Raw genomic sequence first — 14393 nt, 5'->3', positions numbered from 1 at the left:
GCATCCGCGCACGCATGAGCAGGCGAACGCCGCTCGCCTAGTGTCTCGACTCCGCGGCCGCGATCAATTGCCATGCCGTCGGGCCGGGGTCGAGCAGCGGGTCGGACGGCGGATCGAGATCGTGCCGATGCTCGTCGTCGGACGGCAGCGTCTGCCGCTTCGCAATGCCGATCTCGTCGCCGCATACGGTGCATCGATAGATGCCCGCGATCGTCACTTCGCTGCCCGGCGGCAGGTTCTCGCTGAATGCGCGGCCGCTTCCGCACGTGAAGTAGCCGCCGATCCTGTATAGCGCCATCGCTCCTCCTGATCGAACCGGATGCGTTCAAGCCGACACGCACGATCATCGCCCACGCGACGATGGATCGTCATCGACCGAACCCGTCCGGTTCCCGTCATGACATTAGACGGCGAGCGTCGGCGTCGGGGAATGGGACAGGTATGAAACATCGCGCGGCGCCGGTCGCGTCGACGATGCTCAATGCAGAACGGCCCGTTCCCGCATCTTCGCCGCGGCTTGCGCGACGAGGGCCGGCTGGTCGGCCGACGCGAACGCACTGACGTGACGCCACAGCTCGGCGAGCCGGTGCCGCGTGAGCGTCGCGACGCACGCGTCGTTCGCGGCGAGGATGCGCTCGAGCACCGCGCATTCGTCGTCGTGCAGTGTCCATGCGCCGCTTTCCGCCGCGCGCGCGACGCTCGCATCGAGCATGCGCTCCGCATCGACGCACAGGTCGACGCTCGCGTCCGCCGATACCGCGTCGTCGAGCGCGAGGAACACCAGGTAGACGCTCGTGCGCAACCGCATCAGCAACGTTTCGCTGCCGTGCTCGCCACGCAGCGCGACGAGCGCCATGTGGCATTTCAGCGAGATGTCGCGCACATGCGCGGGCGGCAACGGCAGCAGCCATTCGCGCGTCAGCGGCGGATGGCGACGGCTTTTCCGGACGGCCTTCATGATCCGCTCTCGCTGGCGGCAACGTCGTCCGCGTCGAAGCGCGGCAACCCGGTGCGGCACGCGACTGCGCCGGGGCGCGCGGCGCGATGGCCGTTCGCGCGGCGCCGCGCGGCGTACGGATCGTCACGCCGCCGCGTCGCGCACGCGCGCGGCAGCCGGCGGATCGTCGACGCGCGCCACGCGTCGGCGAGTCGGTTCGCGCATGCCATGCTCGTCTCCCGCATCAGAACGTGTTCTCGCCTTTCAGGTAGTACGCGGTCTTCACGAAGAACGCCTTTACCGGATGGCCGCTCTGCGCGGCGCTGGCCGCACGCGCTTCCATCGCGGCCTTCTCGTCGCGCGAGCGGTCGGGCACCGGGTTCCGTACGCGTTCGAGCGCACGCTGCATCGCGAGCGGATAGTTCTGGTTGCCGGCCGTCGTCGCGCGATAGCCGGCGCGCGTCATCTGCATCAGTTGCGCGTCGGTTTCGGCACGCGCCGCGGACCAGGTCAACGGCGCGACGTTCGACTGCCGCTCGGTGTCGACGGACTGCGCGAAGCTCGCGGCGGGCAGCGCGGCAAGCGCGCCGGACAGCACTGCAAGGGAAACAACGGATCGCATCATGGCCTCCAGATGGTTGCGTCCGCATCGATCTTCGACGTCGATGCGGTGAAACCATCGTATGTCGCGCGGCCGCGCGCTTGAATAGCCGATTCCGCAATTGATATTTTCGGCACTGACGGCCGGCGCGTGACGCGCGCGACTCGCCAATGCCGCCCGAGTGGAATTTCTTTATTTCATTCAACGACCTGATCGCGTTTTTGCAGACGATTCGATGCAGTGCGCGAATCGCTTTTGCCATTTTCGAAATGACGTATTGCCGAAGCGATTTCGCTCGGAGCCCGCGCCGGCCGGGCTTGCGGCACGATGCCGCGCATGCCGGCCCGCGCGGGAAATACCTCAACGAACCCGCCGGTTTCTTTGACGCGCAACCATTCTTCACGCCGATTTATCGCTTCGCGACAAGACGTGTCCGACAAGGACGCGCGATAATTGCCCATCGCGCCGCAAGTGACGGCGCTCATGCCCTCCCTATTCCTCTCACGAGTCCCGTCATGGCTGATATCGATTCCACCGCGATCAACAGTTGGCACGCACACGTCTACTTCGACGCCGCCAGCCGCGACGCGGCCTGGGCGTTTCGCCTCGTCGTCGAAGAACGGTTCGGCGCGATCATCGAGCTCGGCCGCTTTCACGAACGCCTCGTGGGCCCTCATCCGGCCTGGTCGTACCAGATCGCATTCGACGCCACGCGGTTCGACACCATCGTGCCGTGGCTCGTGCTGAATCACGGCGCGCTCGACATCTTCCTGCATCCGAATACCAACGACGAACTGCGCGACCATCGCGACAGCGCGGTGTGGATCGGCAAGTCGCATGAACTGAATCTCGGCGCGCTGGGGGGCTGACGCGAACGGCGGAACGCGGTTGCGGTTGCGCTCGGCGCACGCAACATCCGCGTTTCGGCCTGCGGTGAAACGTCCGGCAGCGTTGCATCAATACAGTGGTGCCGTTATCCACGCTTGCCGGAACCCGCCATGACCCACGCCGACACCGATGCGCACCGCATCCATCGAGACTGGCACGCCGCCGTCGTCGCACGCGACCTCGATGCGCTGATGTCGCTGTACGCGGACGACGCGATCCTCGAAACGCCGCTGATCGTCGCCACGCTGCCCGATCACGGCTCGGGCGTGCTGCACGGCAAGCCCGCGATCGGCGCGTTCTTCGCGGCAGGGCTGCGCAATCCGGGCAACCGGCTCGGACGCTGGTACCGCACGGGCCTGTTCTTTTCGAACGGCAAGCAACTCACCTGGGAATATCCGCGCGAAACGCCGGACGGCGATCAGGTCGATCTCGTCGAGGTGATGGATCTGCGCGACGGGCTGATCGCGCATCATCGCGTCTACTGGGGGTGGGTCGGGTTCAACACGCTGCGCAACGTCGCGCCAGCGGCCGGTCGCACCTGACGCCGACGACCACGAAGAACGCACGGCGCGCCTGCTCCGGCTGACACGGCCGCAGCCGCATGCGGCTGCGCCTTCGTCTGCGTCCCGCGTCGCTCACGCCACATACATCGCGACACTGACGAACTGGCACAGGCTGCCGGCCAGCACGAAAAGGTGCCAGATACCGTGCCCGTGGCGGATGCGTTCGTCGTTGATGAAGAAGTAGATCCCGGCGCTGTAGATGACGCCGCCGGCCACGAGCCATGCGGTACCCACCGGCGGCAACGCATGGATCAGCGGGCGGATCGCGACGAGCGCGAGCCAGCCCATCAGCACGTACAGGATCATCGACACGATGCGCGTGCGCCGTCCGAGCGTGAGCTCCTGCACGATCCCGAACGCGGCGAGCCCCCAGCTGACGCCGAACAGCGACCAGCCCCACGGGCCGCGCAGCGTGACGAGCGTGAACGGCGTGTAGCTGCCCGCGATCAGCAGATAGATCGCCGAATGGTCACACTTCTGCAGGATCGCCTTGAGCCGCGGGTTGCGCACGCTGTGATACGCGGTCGAGATCCCGTACAACAGGATCAGCATCGCGCCGTACACGCTGAAGCTCACGATCTTGTAAGGATCGCGGTCGAGCGCACCCATCGTCACCAGCGCGACCAGCCCTGCCACCGACAATACCGCGCCGACGAGATGGGAAATGCTGTTGAAACGCTCACCGACATGCACGACGGGTTCTCCTGCGCGGATTCATCGGAAAAAAGTAGAGCCCTATGATACCGGCGGCCGGATCAAGCCGCGCTGAAGCCGGCCAACCGCCGCAACCACGACAGGCAGCAAACATGCCCGCCCCGGCCCGCCAAATAAAAAGCGCCGCGAATGCCTTCGCGGCGCTTCCTGGTCCGTCACCGGACTGCCCTTGGTGGTGCCCTTACCGGCCGGCTTCGCCGGCCCGGTTCAGCAACACTTCCCTGTCCCCGACCCGTACCGCGCATTCTGACGCTCGCGGAAGAATTCCTCATACGTCATCGGCTCGCGGTCCGGATGGGTGTCGCGCATGTGCGCGACGTAGGTGTCGTAGTCGGGCAGGCCGACCATCAGCCGCAACGCCTGCCCGAGGTAACGCCCCGCGCTGCGCAGGTCGCTGCCCAGATCGCTGAACATCGCGGCCTCCCTTTAACGTCCGCTGCCGAGCGCCTGCGCGGCCGGCATCGCTTCGTACGGCGTCTCGCGCACGGTCGGCTTCGACTCGCGCCGCGCGCGCAGCACGGCGAGCAGCCCGTACCCTGCGATCGCCACGACGACGAAGATGAACAGGCCGGCCAGCGCCGCATCGATGTAGTCGTTGAAGATGATCCGCTGCATCTGCGCGATCGACTTCGCCGGCGCGAGCACCTTGCCTTCGTCCACCGCGGCCTGCAGCTTCGCCGCGTGCGCGAGGAAGCTGACCTTCGGGTTCGCATCGAAGATCTTCTGCCAGCCTGCCGTCAGCGTGCAGATCAGCAGCCATGCGGTCGGCACGATCGTCACCCACGCGTAGCGCTCGCGCTTCATCTTGAACAGCACGACGGTGCCGAGCACCAGCGCGATCGCGGCGAGCATCTGGTTCGAGATGCCGAACAGCGGCCACAGCGTGTTGATGCCGCCGAGCGGATCGACCACGCCCTGGTACAGGAAGTAGCCCCACGCGGCCACGCACAGCGCGGTGGCGACCAGGTTCGCGGGCAGCGACTCGGTGCGCTTGAGCGCCGGGTGGAACGTGCCGAGCAGGTCCTGCAGCATGAAGCGGCCCGCGCGCGTGCCGGCGTCGACCGCCGTCAGGATGAACAGCGCCTCGAACAGGATCGCGAAGTGATACCAGAACGCCATCATCGCTTCGCCGCCGATCACCTGGTGCAGGATGTGCGCCATGCCGACGGCCAGCGTCGGCGCGCCGCCCGCACGCGCGATGATCGTCGTTTCGCCGACGGCCTTCGCGGTCTGCGTCAGCATGTCGGGCGTCAGCACGAAGCCCCATTGCGTGACCGTGTTCGCGACGGCTTCCGGCGTCGAGCCGAGCACGGCGGCCGGCGCGTTCATCGCGAAGTAGATGCCCGGCTCGATCACGCACGCGGCGACCAGCGCCATGATCGCGACGAACGATTCCATCAGCATCGCGCCGTAACCGATGAAGCGCGCGTTGGTTTCGTTGTCGATCAGCTTCGGCGTCGTGCCCGACGAGATCAGCGCGTGGAAGCCCGACACCGCGCCGCACGCGATCGTGATGAACAGGAACGGGAACAGGTTGCCCGACCACACCGGGCCCGTGCCGTCGACGAACTTCGTCAGCGCGGGCATCTTCAGTTCCGGCGCGACGACCAGGATGCCGATCGCGAGGCCGAGGATCGTGCCGATCTTCAGGAACGTCGACAGGTAGTCGCGCGGCGCGAGCAGCAGCCACACCGGCAGCACCGATGCGACGAAACCGTAGCCGATCAGGATCCACGTGAGCTGCGTGCCGCTGAACGTGAACCACGCGGCGAGCGCCGGCGAATCGTGCACGGTCTGGCCGAACGCGATCGACGCCATCAGCAGCACGAAGCCGATGATCGACACTTCGCCGATGCGGCCCGGACGGATGTAGCGCGTGTAGACGCCCATGAACAGCGCGATCGGAATCGTCGCGGCGACGGTGAACGTGCCCCACGGCGAATTCGTCAGCGCCTTCACGACGATCAGCGCGAGCACCGCGAGGATGATCACCATGATCAGGAACGCGCCGAACAGCGCGATCACGCCGGGCACCGTGCCGAGCTCCATCTTGACGAGGTCGCCGAGCGAGCGGCCGTCGCGGCGCGTCGAGATGAACAGCACGATGAAGTCCTGCACTGCGCCGGCGAACACGACGCCGGCCAGGATCCACAGCATGCCGGGCGTGTAGCCCATCTGCGCGGCGAGCACGGGGCCGACGAGCGGCCCGGCGCCGGCGATCGCGGCGAAGTGATGGCCGAACAGCACGTACTTGTTGGTCGGCACGTAGTCGAGGCCGTCGTTGTGCCGGACGGCCGGCGTCATCCGCAGCCCGTCGAGCTGCATGACCTTGCTGGCGATGAAACGGCTGTAGAAGCGATATGCGATCAGATATACGCAGACCGCGGCGATCACGATCCACAGCGCGCTGACGCGTTCGCCGTGCGCGAGTGCGATCGTCCCGAACGCGAATGCGCCGAGCAGCGCGACGGCGATCCATAGCAGGGTACTGGAAGCCCGATTCATGGCGTCTCCTGGTCTCCAATGTGGTTTTGAGTGGATCCGGCCAGGCGCCGAACCCGCGTGACGTCGATGCGTCGTGCCGCGTCTCGTGGATGCCGCGGCGATGGGCCGTAGTATTCCGCGCGACAGGGGCAGCTTACAAGCGCACAACTACGTATGCGGGGCTACGTAGAATTACGTAGACCGAGCGTGGGCGCGCGGCGCGCCCGAGATGGATCGACGCGCGACGCGACGTGGCGCGGCCCGGCGCGCGGCCGGCCGGGCATGGCAGGTCGCGCGCCGGGCCGCGTGGATCAGTGCTTGTCGTCGGCCTTCTTCGGCTTCGGCGGCGACGGCACCTTCGCGTACTGGAATGCCGGCGTGGCCTTCAGCGCGTCCTTCGTCGCGCCCGGCAGGTAGATGTTGCCGTTGCGCACGTCGAGCGACGCAATCGGCACCGCGACGTCATGCGCGGCCACGCCGAGGAAGCCGCCGGCCGACACGATCGCCGCCGACACCGAGCCGTCCGGCGCGACGATCAGGTCGCGCACCGTGCCGACTTTCTGGTTCTGGTCGTTGTACACGGCCTTGCCGAGCACGCTCTTCTTCACGCTCCAGCCTTCGAGCAGCGCCTGCGATTGCTCGACGGTCACGCTGAGCGGCTGCGCGCCGGCGATCTGCGCGTGCGCGCTGACGCTCGATGCGAGGACGGTTGCCGCGATGAGGGTCTTGTAGAACTTCATGTATTGCACTCCGGTTCGGTTGTTGTTGATTCCGGGAGCGAAGCGACGCGGGCGCAACGGCTGATCGGTGAGCGCCCCGCGCTTCGTCGGTCGCGTGGCGGCCAGCCGCGCCGCCACTGCGTGTGTGCATGACGGACCGGCGTGGCCGGACCGCAGCGTGCAACACGGCTTCATGGTAGCGGCATTCGCCGGATCGTGCGTTCGGAGTGCGACGTGACAGGCGGGGCGACACGGATGAAGATCAATGTCCGTGCGGACAGGATGTGCGCGCCGCGGCATGTCGATCGGGAGAACGTCGGAGACGGGCATCCGGTCGTCACCGGCGCACGGACTGTGCGGCGGACGTCCCCGGCCCCGCCACGCAGTCACACCGCCTCACGCGTTGCGCGAATACACCCTGCGATGCCGCACCGCCTCCGCCAGCACGTCGAGCACCGGCTCCGTCTGCGTCCAGCTCAGGCACGCGTCGGTGATCGACACGCCGTACTGCAGCGGGACGCCCGGCTTCAGATCCTGGCGCCCGGCCTCGAGATGGCTCTCGACCATCACGCCGACGATCCGGTGCTCGCCCTGCGACAGCTGCCGCGCGAGATCCTGCGCGACCTCGATCTGCCGCTCGTGCGACTTGTTGGAATTCGCATGCGAGCAATCGACCATCACCTGCTCGCGCAACCCGCTCTTGCGCAGCACCGCGCAGCTCGCCTCGACGTGCTCGGCGTCGTAGTTCGGCCCGTTCTTGCCGCCGCGCAGGATCACGTGCGCGTCGTCGTTGCCGCGCGTCTCGAAGATCGCTGCCATGCCCATCTTCGTCATCCCCATGAACGCATGGCTCGCGCGCGCGGCGACGATCGCGTCGGATGCGACCTGCACTCCGCCGTCGGTGCCATTCTTGAAACCGATCGGACAGCTCAGCCCCGATGCCAGCTGACGATGGCTCTGGCTCTCGGTCGTGCGCGCCCCGATCGCGCCCCACGCGATCAGGTCCGCGATGTACTGCGGGCTCAGCAGGTCGAGGAATTCGGTCGACGCAGGCAGGCCGAGCGCGTTGATGTCGAGCAGCAGTTGCCGCGCCGCGCGCAGCCCTTCGTTGATGCGGAAGCTGCCGTCGAGGCGCGGATCGTTGATGTAGCCCTTCCAGCCGACCGTCGTGCGCGGCTTCTCGAAGTACACGCGCATCGTGATCAGCAGGTCGTCCTTCAGCGCATCGGCGGCGGCCTTCAGGCGGCGGGCGTACTCGAGCGCCTGGTCGTGATCGTGGATCGAGCACGGGCCGACGACGAGCAGCAGCCGGTCGTCGCGGCCGTGCAGGATGTCGCCGATCGCGCGGCGCGTGTCCTCGACGAGCGTCTGCGTGGCGGCCGGCACCGGCAGTTCGTCCTGCAGCAGCGCCGGCGAGATCAGCGGACGCACGGCGCCGATGCGGACGTCGTCGATACGCGTGGTGTCCTGCGTCGCGTCGGCACTGCCTACCTCGCGATCATGGGAAGGATTGTCGAGGTTCTGCATGGTGATTCTCCGGGGGACGTCTGGAATGAGGTGCAGGCTCGATTATGGCACTCGCGCAAGGCGGCAGCGAGGCGCGGCGGGGGCATGCGATCTGCGTCAAGAGGCCGGGCGAAAGAACGGCGATCCGCAACGGATCGCCCGGGCATTCGGCGCGTTGCGCCGATGCCGCGCGATTCGGGCGCGCGCCTGCCGACGTTTCCGGGCCTGTCGACAGGGCTTCATGGAACGGGCGTCATGCAGGCGCCGCCGGTCGCCAGCCGCAACGCGACCCGGGGCGCCGGCCGTTCGGCCGAGTGGTCGCGTGTGGCCGACGTACCGTACGATCATGGCTGTCCGCTGCCGATGACGCCTCGCCTTCTGCGCAGGCGGCACGACGCACCACCTGTCTGTGATTGATCGTACGCAACATGACCCGACACGCCACGATGACCGTATCCGAACTGCTCAGCGCCATCCGCCAGCCCTACGCCGACCTGCTCGCACAAGCGGCAGCGCAACCGGCGGCCGTCGTCGAACCGGCCTACCGGAAAGCCGACGGCACGCTGGCCACCGAAGGCCCGCTCGCACTGCCGTGCCGCGCCGACATCGTTCACACCGAAGGCGAATCGGCCGGCCAGCCGGCAATGGTCGACTCGACCACGCAACTGGACTTCGAACCGTTCGCGTTCGAACTCGAAACGGCGGCGGTGTCGATCCGGCCGTTCGTGTGGGACTGGGCGACGATCGAAGCCGACGGCATCGGCGAGGCCGCGGCCACCGACGCGTTCAGGACATGGTTCTTCGCGTGGTTCGACGCCGACGACGCAGGCGAGCCGGCCGAGGACGGCCTGCACGGCATCGTTCACTATCTGTCGGAACCGGCGGGCACGGAGCAAGGATGGCGCGTCAATGCGGACCTGGGCTCGGCGCCGGGCGCGGCCGTCGAGGATCTGCTGTTCCGGCTCGTCGACGCAGGTGCCACGCGAATCAGCATCGGCTGAATCGCTTCTCCATCCACGACTCAAATGCGCGCCGGTGTCGAGTTGGCTCGGGCGGGCAATCAGCCGGCGTCGCCCGGGGTATCGACGTCGATCCCGAGTTCGGTCGCCATCCGCTGCACGAGTGCGTTCAGCCGCGCCACTTCATCCGCAAGCCGCTTCTGCTCGGCCTTGAGCGCCTCGAACTCCGACGGCGGAACGGAATCCGCGCCGCCGCCCGCGTCCGCACCGGCGTAGTCGGCGACGTTCACCTCGCCGCACATCAGGTGCATCCAGCGGTTCTCGCGCGCACCGGGCGCGCGCGGCAGCCGGACGACGAGCGGCTGCGCACGCGCCGCGAGTTCGTCGAGGAACGCCTCGACCGACGAGATGTCCGCGAAGCCGTGCAGGCGTGCGCTGTTCAGGCGCAGTTCGGCGGCCGTCTGCGGGCCGCGCAGCAGCAGGATCGTCAGCAGCGCGATCGCCTGGCTCGGAATCCCGAGCACGCGGTTCACATTGTGCTCGAAACGCGGCACGCGGCTGCTGCTGCCCTCCATCACGAGGCTCAGGTGCTTGAGCCCGTCGAGCGCGGTCGTGACTTCGTCCTCGCTGACGTTCATCACCGGCGAGCGCGCGGTTTTCTGGTTGCAGCCCGCGGTCAGCGCATTCAGCGACAACGGATAGGTGTCCGGCACCGTGTGCTGCTTCTCGACGAGCACCCCGAGAATGCGGGCCTCGAGGGGCGTGAGTTCGCGCAGGGCGCGTGGCGTGGGCATGTCCGGCGTGGTGTTCATGGATGGCGTCGCAGCGTGCAGCGGGTGAAGGGAAACGGTCGCGGCCCGTCCGGCGTCGCGAACGGGCGAGCCATATGATAGCTCGCGACGTGAGGCCCGGCGCCACTCGCCGCCGCGGCGCGCGCACTTGCCGCGGCCGGTTTTCGTCCAACGGTTCGGCCGTGCGGCGGCGCACGACGACGCCTGCGTTCGGCCGCACGAACGCATGCTCCGCGCTCACGCGCGGCGTCGTCCCGCGTTTGCGCGTCGCGCAGGCCGGCGCTACGATATGCGTACACCCGGACGCGCGGCGCTCGGCCGGATTCGTCCGCCAGTTCAATACCGCGCATCGCCCGTCCCGCACGCCGTGCCGCCCCGCCTGCGCGCCGCGCCTGTCAACACGCTTCAACCGTTCACTCGTTCACCGCCATGATCGCCTCCTCTCTCGCGCCGCACGTGCGCGCCATCGTCACCGGACACACGCGCGGCCTCGGCGCGTCGCTTGCCGAACAATTGCTGCAGGAAGGCATCGCCGTGCTCGGCGTATCGCGCAGCCGTCATCCGTCGCTCGCCGCGCAGGCCGGCGACCGTTTCGCCGAAATCGAACTCGACCTGTCGGACACGTCGGCCGTCGCAACCTGGCTCGCCGGCGACACGCTGCGCCGCTTCGTCGACGGCGCGTCGATCGTGCTGCTCTTCAACAACGCGGGCATCGTCGATCCGATCGGGCCGCTCGACGCACAGGATCCGGCGCTCGTCGCGCGCGCGGTCGGCCTGAACGTCGCGGCGCCGCTGATGCTGTCGGCCGCGCTCGTGCAGGCGGCAGCGGCGCCGACCGAATGCCGGATCCTGCACGTGTCGAGCGGCGCCGCGCGCAACGCGTACGCGGGCTGGAGCGTCTACTGCGCGACCAAGGCCGCGCTCGATCATCACGCGCGCGCCGTCGCGCTCGATGCGAACCGCGCGCTGCGGATCTGCAGCGTCGCGCCGGGCGTCGTCGATACGGGCATGCAGGCGACGATCCGCTCGACCAGCGAAGCGAACTTCCCGATGCGCGAGAAATTCGACGAACTGAAGTCGAGCGGCGCGCTGTCGACACCCGAGGCTGCCGCGCGGCAGCTGATCGGCTATGCGCTGAGCGATGCGTTCGGATCCGTGCCGACGGCCGACGTTCGCGAACTGCCCGCGTCCTGATCCGGGATAGAATTTCGCGATTGCCCTTCCCCAAGGATCCCCGATGGTCACGAAGACCACCGCACCGTTCCAGCAGATCAAGACACTCGTTCGCCAGAACGTCGATGCGGGCGACTGGCGCCCGGGGGACCGCATTCCGTCCGAACTCGATCTCGCCGCGCAATTCGGCGTCGCGCGCATGACGGTCAACCGCGCGCTGCGCGAGCTGACCGAGGAAGGCGTGCTGAAGCGCATCGCGGGCGTCGGCACCTTCGTCGCCGAGGTGAAGCCGCAGTCGAACCTGCTGATGATCGCGCACATCCGCGACGAGATCCGCGCGCGCGGCCACGAGTACCGCTGCCGCGTGCTCAGCCAGTCGCGCGAGCCCGCGTCGTTCGACGTCGCGGCCGCGTTCGGGCTGGCGGTCAACACGCCGGTGTTTCACGTGGTGTGCGTGCACGAGGAAAACGGCCGCCCGATCCAGCTCGAGGATCGCTACGTGAACCCGGCCGCCGCGCCCGAATTCATCGATCAGGATTTCCAGGCCGAGCCACCGTCCGAATACCTGTTCAACAACGTGTCGCACTACGAACTGGAGATCGAGCACGTGGTCGACGCGTCGCTGCCGTCCGGTGAACAGGCGCGGCTGCTCGACATGCGCGCCGACGAGCCGTGCCTCACGCTCACGCGCCGCACCTGGACGAACGGGCTGCCCGTCACGTTCGTGCACTTCCTGCATCCGGGCAACCGCTACCGGCTCGGCTCGCGCTTCAAGCCGGGCGCCGGACGTCACCAGACCTGAACCTTCCTCAGCGCGGGTAAGAGACCACGCGGGGCGCGCCGCTTCGCGAAGCAACGGCCACCGCGCGCATGGCGTCGCTGAAGGTCGCTTGCCGTCGCTTGCCGTCGCTTGCCGTCGCTCGATGTCGCTCGATGTCGCGCGACGTAGTCGATCCGCGCCGCTCAGATCGCCCCGACCTGCCCCGCGCCGCGCGACCACACGACCGGAAACAGCGCATGCTCGAGCGGCGCGCCGTCGGGCAGTTCGTCGGCCAGTCCCGGGAAATCGGGCGACGTCTTCCAGCGGCGCGGCGCATGACGGATATCGTCGCCGACGAAGCGGATCGAGAACGCGCGCCGGCGGTTCTGCGTCCCGCCCGACGCATGCAGCGTCAGCATCCGGAAGCACACCATGTCGCCCGGCTCGAGCGCCCAGTGACGGATCGGGAACGCCGCGCGGTCGGCTTCGATGTCGGGCAGGTCGGCGAGGCTGCCTTCCGGGAACCACTTCGCCTCCTTGTCCATGAACGTGCGCGGCATCAGCCATGGCCCCTGGTGCGAACCCGCGACGAATTCGAGCGTCGATTCGAGCGGCACCGGATCGACCGGAATCCACATGCTGACGTTGTCGTCGCCTTCGATGTTGTAGTACGGCTGGTCCTGGTGCCACGGCGTGCGCTGCCGCGTGCCGGGCTCCTTCACGAGCAGGTGGTCGTGATGCAGCCGCACCGTCTGCGTGCCCATCAGCGCCGCGGCCACCGACGGCGCGGGCGACCGCACGATGAAGTCGCGATACGCGTCGTTGTGCTGCCAGTTGCAGAAGTCCTCGAAGAACCAGCCCGGATCGTCGGGCCGGCTCGCGACCTTCGCGCGCGCGCTCGGCTGCGCGAGGTTCGCGTCGATGCCGGCACGCAGCGCGGCCACTTCGTCGGGCGAGAAGATGCCCTTGATGCATACCGCGCCTTCGTCGCGGAAGGCGGCGATCAGTTCGGGCGTCACGGCTTTCGCGACGCGTTCCTGGATACTCGTCATGGGTTGCCTGTCGATTGATTGAGCCACGGGGTCATGGAATTGCAGGGTCACGGGTTCACGGCGCGGAAGTCAGCTGCTGCTTGGCGCCGTAGATGTCGAAGTCGAAATATTTCGCGGCGATCTTCTGGTACGTGCCGTTCGCGCGGATCGCGACGATCGCGTCGTTCAGCCGCTTCTTCATCTCGGCGTCGCCTTTGCGCACGCCCATCGCGACGCCGTAGCCGGTGATGCGCACGTCGGTCACGTCGGGCCCCGCGAATGCATAACCCTTGCCGCGCGGCGTCTTCAGGAACGAATAGCCGGCTTGCGTCTTGTCCTGGAAGGTCGCGTCGAGGCGGCCGTTCACGAGATCCTGATACACCTGGTCCTGGTTCTGGTACGACACGATCGTCACGCCCTTGGTCGCCCATTCGGCCTTCGCGTAGGCCTCCTGCGTCGTGCCCTGGTCGATCCCGACGCGCTTGCCGGCGAGCGACGCCGCGGTCGGCAGCAGCTTCGAGCCGGCCGGTGCGACGAGCGCGCCCGGCGACGCATACAGCTTGTTCGAGAAGTCGATCTGCTTGAGCCGCTCGTCGGTGGCCGTCATCGCGGACATGATCACGTCGAACTTGCGCGCGCGCAGCGCCGGAATCATCCCGTCGAAACCCTGCTCGACCCACACGCATTTCGCGCGCAGCTGCTCGCAGATCGCATTGCGCAGGTCGATGTCGAAGCCGGCGAGCGAGCCGTCGGGCTGCTTCGCCTCGAACGGCGGATAGGTGGGATCGATGCCCCAGCGGATCGTCGCCGTGTCCTGCGCGAACGAGACGAGCGGCGCGAACGCCAGCGCGGAAGCGAGAAGCCTTGCAGTGCGGTTCATGGTGTGTCCTTTTGGTCTCGACGTGGCGGGGGAAGGCGCCGGGCGTCCGTTGGGGAGCGTCGTGCCGGCTGGCCCGGCGCGGTACGCGAAAGACGGGGACTTCGATGAAGCTGCGATGCAGTCTAGACCGCTTGATTTTCGAGCGCAAGCGGAAGGAATGGATGTGGGGCGGATTGAGGGAGTCGGGGAAATTAAATCGGGGAAAGGAGCAGAATAGATGAGCGAAAAATGGGCATTTACACGATTTTCTCCATATTTTGAGCGTTTACCCGGGGTGATGCTTGACTGCCACAAAACGAGTTTTCACGGATTTCCGTCGAGCGAGTATGTCTATACAGCGCGACCGATCGCCGTCTCTCGCAACATTTTCTTCGCTTGAACAGACCA

The 14393-nt window shown here is 67.4% G+C and carries 19 protein-coding genes; 6 read left to right on the top strand and 13 right to left on the bottom strand.

The features are described 5' to 3' along the window. Positions 1-37: 37 nt before the first annotated feature. From DIE12_RS06575 to DIE12_RS06555, 5 genes are all read right to left on the bottom strand, one after another. Positions 38-298 carry a hypothetical protein gene (locus tag DIE12_RS06575; protein WP_124486042.1) on the bottom strand — a complete coding sequence of 87 codons (261 nt, stop codon included), beginning with the start codon at positions 296-298 and terminating at the stop codon, positions 38-40. A gap of 180 nt (positions 299-478) precedes the next feature. Continuing rightward, positions 479-958 (bottom strand): hypothetical protein, encoded by a 480-nt coding sequence (locus DIE12_RS06570; protein WP_124486041.1) that lies wholly within the window; start codon positions 956-958, stop codon positions 479-481. Next, positions 955-1167: a hypothetical protein gene (locus DIE12_RS06565; RefSeq protein ID WP_124486040.1), complete on the bottom strand. Its 213-nt coding sequence runs from the start codon at positions 1165-1167 to the stop codon at positions 955-957. The genes DIE12_RS06570 and DIE12_RS06565 overlap by 4 nt, the downstream gene beginning before the upstream one ends. Positions 1168-1181: 14 nt before the next feature. After that, positions 1182-1559, bottom strand: coding sequence for a hypothetical protein (locus DIE12_RS06560; protein ID WP_124486039.1), 378 nt, complete (start codon positions 1557-1559; stop codon positions 1182-1184). A gap of 176 nt (positions 1560-1735) precedes the next feature. Further along, positions 1736-2023 carry a hypothetical protein gene (locus DIE12_RS06555; protein ID WP_124486038.1) on the bottom strand — a complete coding sequence of 96 codons (288 nt, stop codon included), beginning with the start codon at positions 2021-2023 and terminating at the stop codon, positions 1736-1738. Positions 2024-2053: 30 nt separating this feature from the next. Here DIE12_RS06555 and DIE12_RS06550 point away from each other — a divergent pair, with 30 nt between their 5' ends. Together DIE12_RS06550 and DIE12_RS06545 are read left to right on the top strand one after the other, a co-directional pair. Further along, entirely contained in the window at positions 2054-2407 is a 354-nt protein-coding gene (locus tag DIE12_RS06550) for a DOPA 4,5-dioxygenase family protein (RefSeq protein ID WP_044844975.1), read from the top strand. 129 nt (positions 2408-2536) lie between these two features. Beyond that, positions 2537-2968 (top strand): nuclear transport factor 2 family protein, encoded by a 432-nt coding sequence (locus tag DIE12_RS06545; RefSeq protein WP_124486037.1) that lies wholly within the window; start codon positions 2537-2539, stop codon positions 2966-2968. 93 nt (positions 2969-3061) lie between these two features. Here DIE12_RS06545 and trhA read toward each other — a convergent pair whose 3' ends face one another. The 5 genes from trhA to DIE12_RS06515 form a co-directional block, all read right to left on the bottom strand. After that, on the bottom strand, positions 3062-3682 hold the full coding sequence (trhA, locus tag DIE12_RS06540) for a PAQR family membrane homeostasis protein TrhA (protein WP_044844973.1): 621 nt from the start codon (positions 3680-3682) through the stop codon (positions 3062-3064). Between the two features lie 228 nt (positions 3683-3910). Next, positions 3911-4117 carry a YbdD/YjiX family protein gene (locus DIE12_RS06535; RefSeq protein ID WP_124486036.1) on the bottom strand — a complete coding sequence of 69 codons (207 nt, stop codon included), beginning with the start codon at positions 4115-4117 and terminating at the stop codon, positions 3911-3913. Positions 4118-4129: 12 nt separating this feature from the next. Then, positions 4130-6208, bottom strand: coding sequence for a carbon starvation CstA family protein (locus tag DIE12_RS06530; protein WP_124520108.1), 2079 nt, complete (start codon positions 6206-6208; stop codon positions 4130-4132). 290 nt (positions 6209-6498) lie between these two features. Beyond that, complete coding sequence (locus tag DIE12_RS06525) at positions 6499-6927, bottom strand: PRC-barrel domain-containing protein (protein WP_044844971.1); 429 nt, start codon at positions 6925-6927, stop codon at positions 6499-6501. Between the two features lie 375 nt (positions 6928-7302). Beyond that, positions 7303-8433, bottom strand: coding sequence for a 3-deoxy-7-phosphoheptulonate synthase (locus DIE12_RS06515; RefSeq protein ID WP_014900794.1), 1131 nt, complete (start codon positions 8431-8433; stop codon positions 7303-7305). 425 nt (positions 8434-8858) lie between these two features. On the opposite strand from DIE12_RS06515, the gene DIE12_RS06510 reads away from it, so the two are divergent. Continuing rightward, the gene (locus DIE12_RS06510; protein ID WP_124486034.1) at positions 8859-9413 is read left to right on the top strand and encodes a hypothetical protein; all 555 of its coding nucleotides are present in this window, start codon (positions 8859-8861) and stop codon (positions 9411-9413) included. A gap of 59 nt (positions 9414-9472) precedes the next feature. Here the strand turns inward: DIE12_RS06510 and DIE12_RS06505 are convergent, their stop codons facing one another. Further along, complete coding sequence (locus DIE12_RS06505) at positions 9473-10183, bottom strand: YceH family protein (RefSeq protein WP_044844969.1); 711 nt, start codon at positions 10181-10183, stop codon at positions 9473-9475. Between the two features lie 408 nt (positions 10184-10591). Here DIE12_RS06505 and DIE12_RS06500 point away from each other — a divergent pair, with 408 nt between their 5' ends. Beyond that, entirely contained in the window at positions 10592-11356 is a 765-nt protein-coding gene (locus DIE12_RS06500) for an SDR family oxidoreductase (protein WP_124486033.1), read from the top strand. Positions 11357-11399: 43 nt separating this feature from the next. Next, positions 11400-12137, top strand: a complete 738-nt coding sequence (gene hutC / locus DIE12_RS06495; protein ID WP_044844967.1) for a histidine utilization repressor — start codon at positions 11400-11402, stop codon at positions 12135-12137. Positions 12138-12298: 161 nt separating this feature from the next. Here hutC and DIE12_RS06490 read toward each other — a convergent pair whose 3' ends face one another. Next, positions 12299-13147, bottom strand: coding sequence for a phytanoyl-CoA dioxygenase family protein (locus DIE12_RS06490; protein ID WP_044844966.1), 849 nt, complete (start codon positions 13145-13147; stop codon positions 12299-12301). A 55-nt stretch (positions 13148-13202) separates the two neighbouring features. Beyond that, positions 13203-14006, bottom strand: coding sequence for an ABC transporter substrate-binding protein (locus DIE12_RS06485; protein ID WP_124486032.1), 804 nt, complete (start codon positions 14004-14006; stop codon positions 13203-13205). A 217-nt stretch (positions 14007-14223) separates the two neighbouring features. On the opposite strand from DIE12_RS06485, the gene DIE12_RS38000 reads away from it, so the two are divergent. Next, complete coding sequence (locus DIE12_RS38000; RefSeq protein ID WP_185640962.1) at positions 14224-14385, top strand: hypothetical protein; 162 nt, start codon at positions 14224-14226, stop codon at positions 14383-14385. Positions 14386-14393: the final 8 nt, after the last annotated feature.

The sequence above is a fragment of the Burkholderia sp. Bp9015 genome (assembly GCF_003853505.1).
Classification (GTDB): Bacteria; Pseudomonadota; Gammaproteobacteria; order Burkholderiales; family Burkholderiaceae; genus Burkholderia.
The sequence above is the reverse complement of the archived record's forward strand: the minus strand, read 5'-3'. Positions and strand labels throughout refer to the sequence as shown.

Excerpts from the sequence above, each read along its gene's own strand:
- DIE12_RS06575 (WP_124486042.1), bottom strand. The coding sequence starts at position 298 with ATGGCGCTATACAGGATCGGCGGCTACTTCACGTGCGGAAGCGGCCGC.
- DIE12_RS06570 (WP_124486041.1), bottom strand. The coding sequence starts at position 958 with ATGAAGGCCGTCCGGAAAAGCCGTCGCCATCCGCCGCTGACGCGCGAA.
- DIE12_RS06565 (WP_124486040.1), bottom strand. The coding sequence starts at position 1,167 with ATGGCATGCGCGAACCGACTCGCCGACGCGTGGCGCGCGTCGACGATC.
- DIE12_RS06560 (WP_124486039.1), bottom strand. The coding sequence starts at position 1,559 with ATGCGATCCGTTGTTTCCCTTGCAGTGCTGTCCGGCGCGCTTGCCGCG.
- DIE12_RS06555 (WP_124486038.1), bottom strand. The coding sequence starts at position 2,023 with ATGAGCGCCGTCACTTGCGGCGCGATGGGCAATTATCGCGCGTCCTTG.
- DIE12_RS06550 (WP_044844975.1), top strand. The coding sequence starts at position 2,054 with ATGGCTGATATCGATTCCACCGCGATCAACAGTTGGCACGCACACGTC.
- DIE12_RS06545 (WP_124486037.1), top strand. The coding sequence starts at position 2,537 with ATGACCCACGCCGACACCGATGCGCACCGCATCCATCGAGACTGGCAC.
- DIE12_RS06535 (WP_124486036.1), bottom strand. The coding sequence starts at position 4,117 with ATGTTCAGCGATCTGGGCAGCGACCTGCGCAGCGCGGGGCGTTACCTC.
- DIE12_RS06530 (WP_124520108.1), bottom strand. The coding sequence starts at position 6,208 with ATGAATCGGGCTTCCAGTACCCTGCTATGGATCGCCGTCGCGCTGCTC.
- DIE12_RS06525 (WP_044844971.1), bottom strand. The coding sequence starts at position 6,927 with ATGAAGTTCTACAAGACCCTCATCGCGGCAACCGTCCTCGCATCGAGC.
- DIE12_RS06515 (WP_014900794.1), bottom strand. The coding sequence starts at position 8,433 with ATGCAGAACCTCGACAATCCTTCCCATGATCGCGAGGTAGGCAGTGCC.
- DIE12_RS06510 (WP_124486034.1), top strand. The coding sequence starts at position 8,859 with ATGACCGTATCCGAACTGCTCAGCGCCATCCGCCAGCCCTACGCCGAC.
- DIE12_RS06505 (WP_044844969.1), bottom strand. The coding sequence starts at position 10,183 with ATGAACACCACGCCGGACATGCCCACGCCACGCGCCCTGCGCGAACTC.
- DIE12_RS06500 (WP_124486033.1), top strand. The coding sequence starts at position 10,592 with ATGATCGCCTCCTCTCTCGCGCCGCACGTGCGCGCCATCGTCACCGGA.
- hutC (WP_044844967.1), top strand. The coding sequence starts at position 11,400 with ATGGTCACGAAGACCACCGCACCGTTCCAGCAGATCAAGACACTCGTT.
- DIE12_RS06490 (WP_044844966.1), bottom strand. The coding sequence starts at position 13,147 with ATGACGAGTATCCAGGAACGCGTCGCGAAAGCCGTGACGCCCGAACTG.
- DIE12_RS06485 (WP_124486032.1), bottom strand. The coding sequence starts at position 14,006 with ATGAACCGCACTGCAAGGCTTCTCGCTTCCGCGCTGGCGTTCGCGCCG.
- DIE12_RS38000 (WP_185640962.1), top strand. The coding sequence starts at position 14,224 with ATGAGCGAAAAATGGGCATTTACACGATTTTCTCCATATTTTGAGCGT.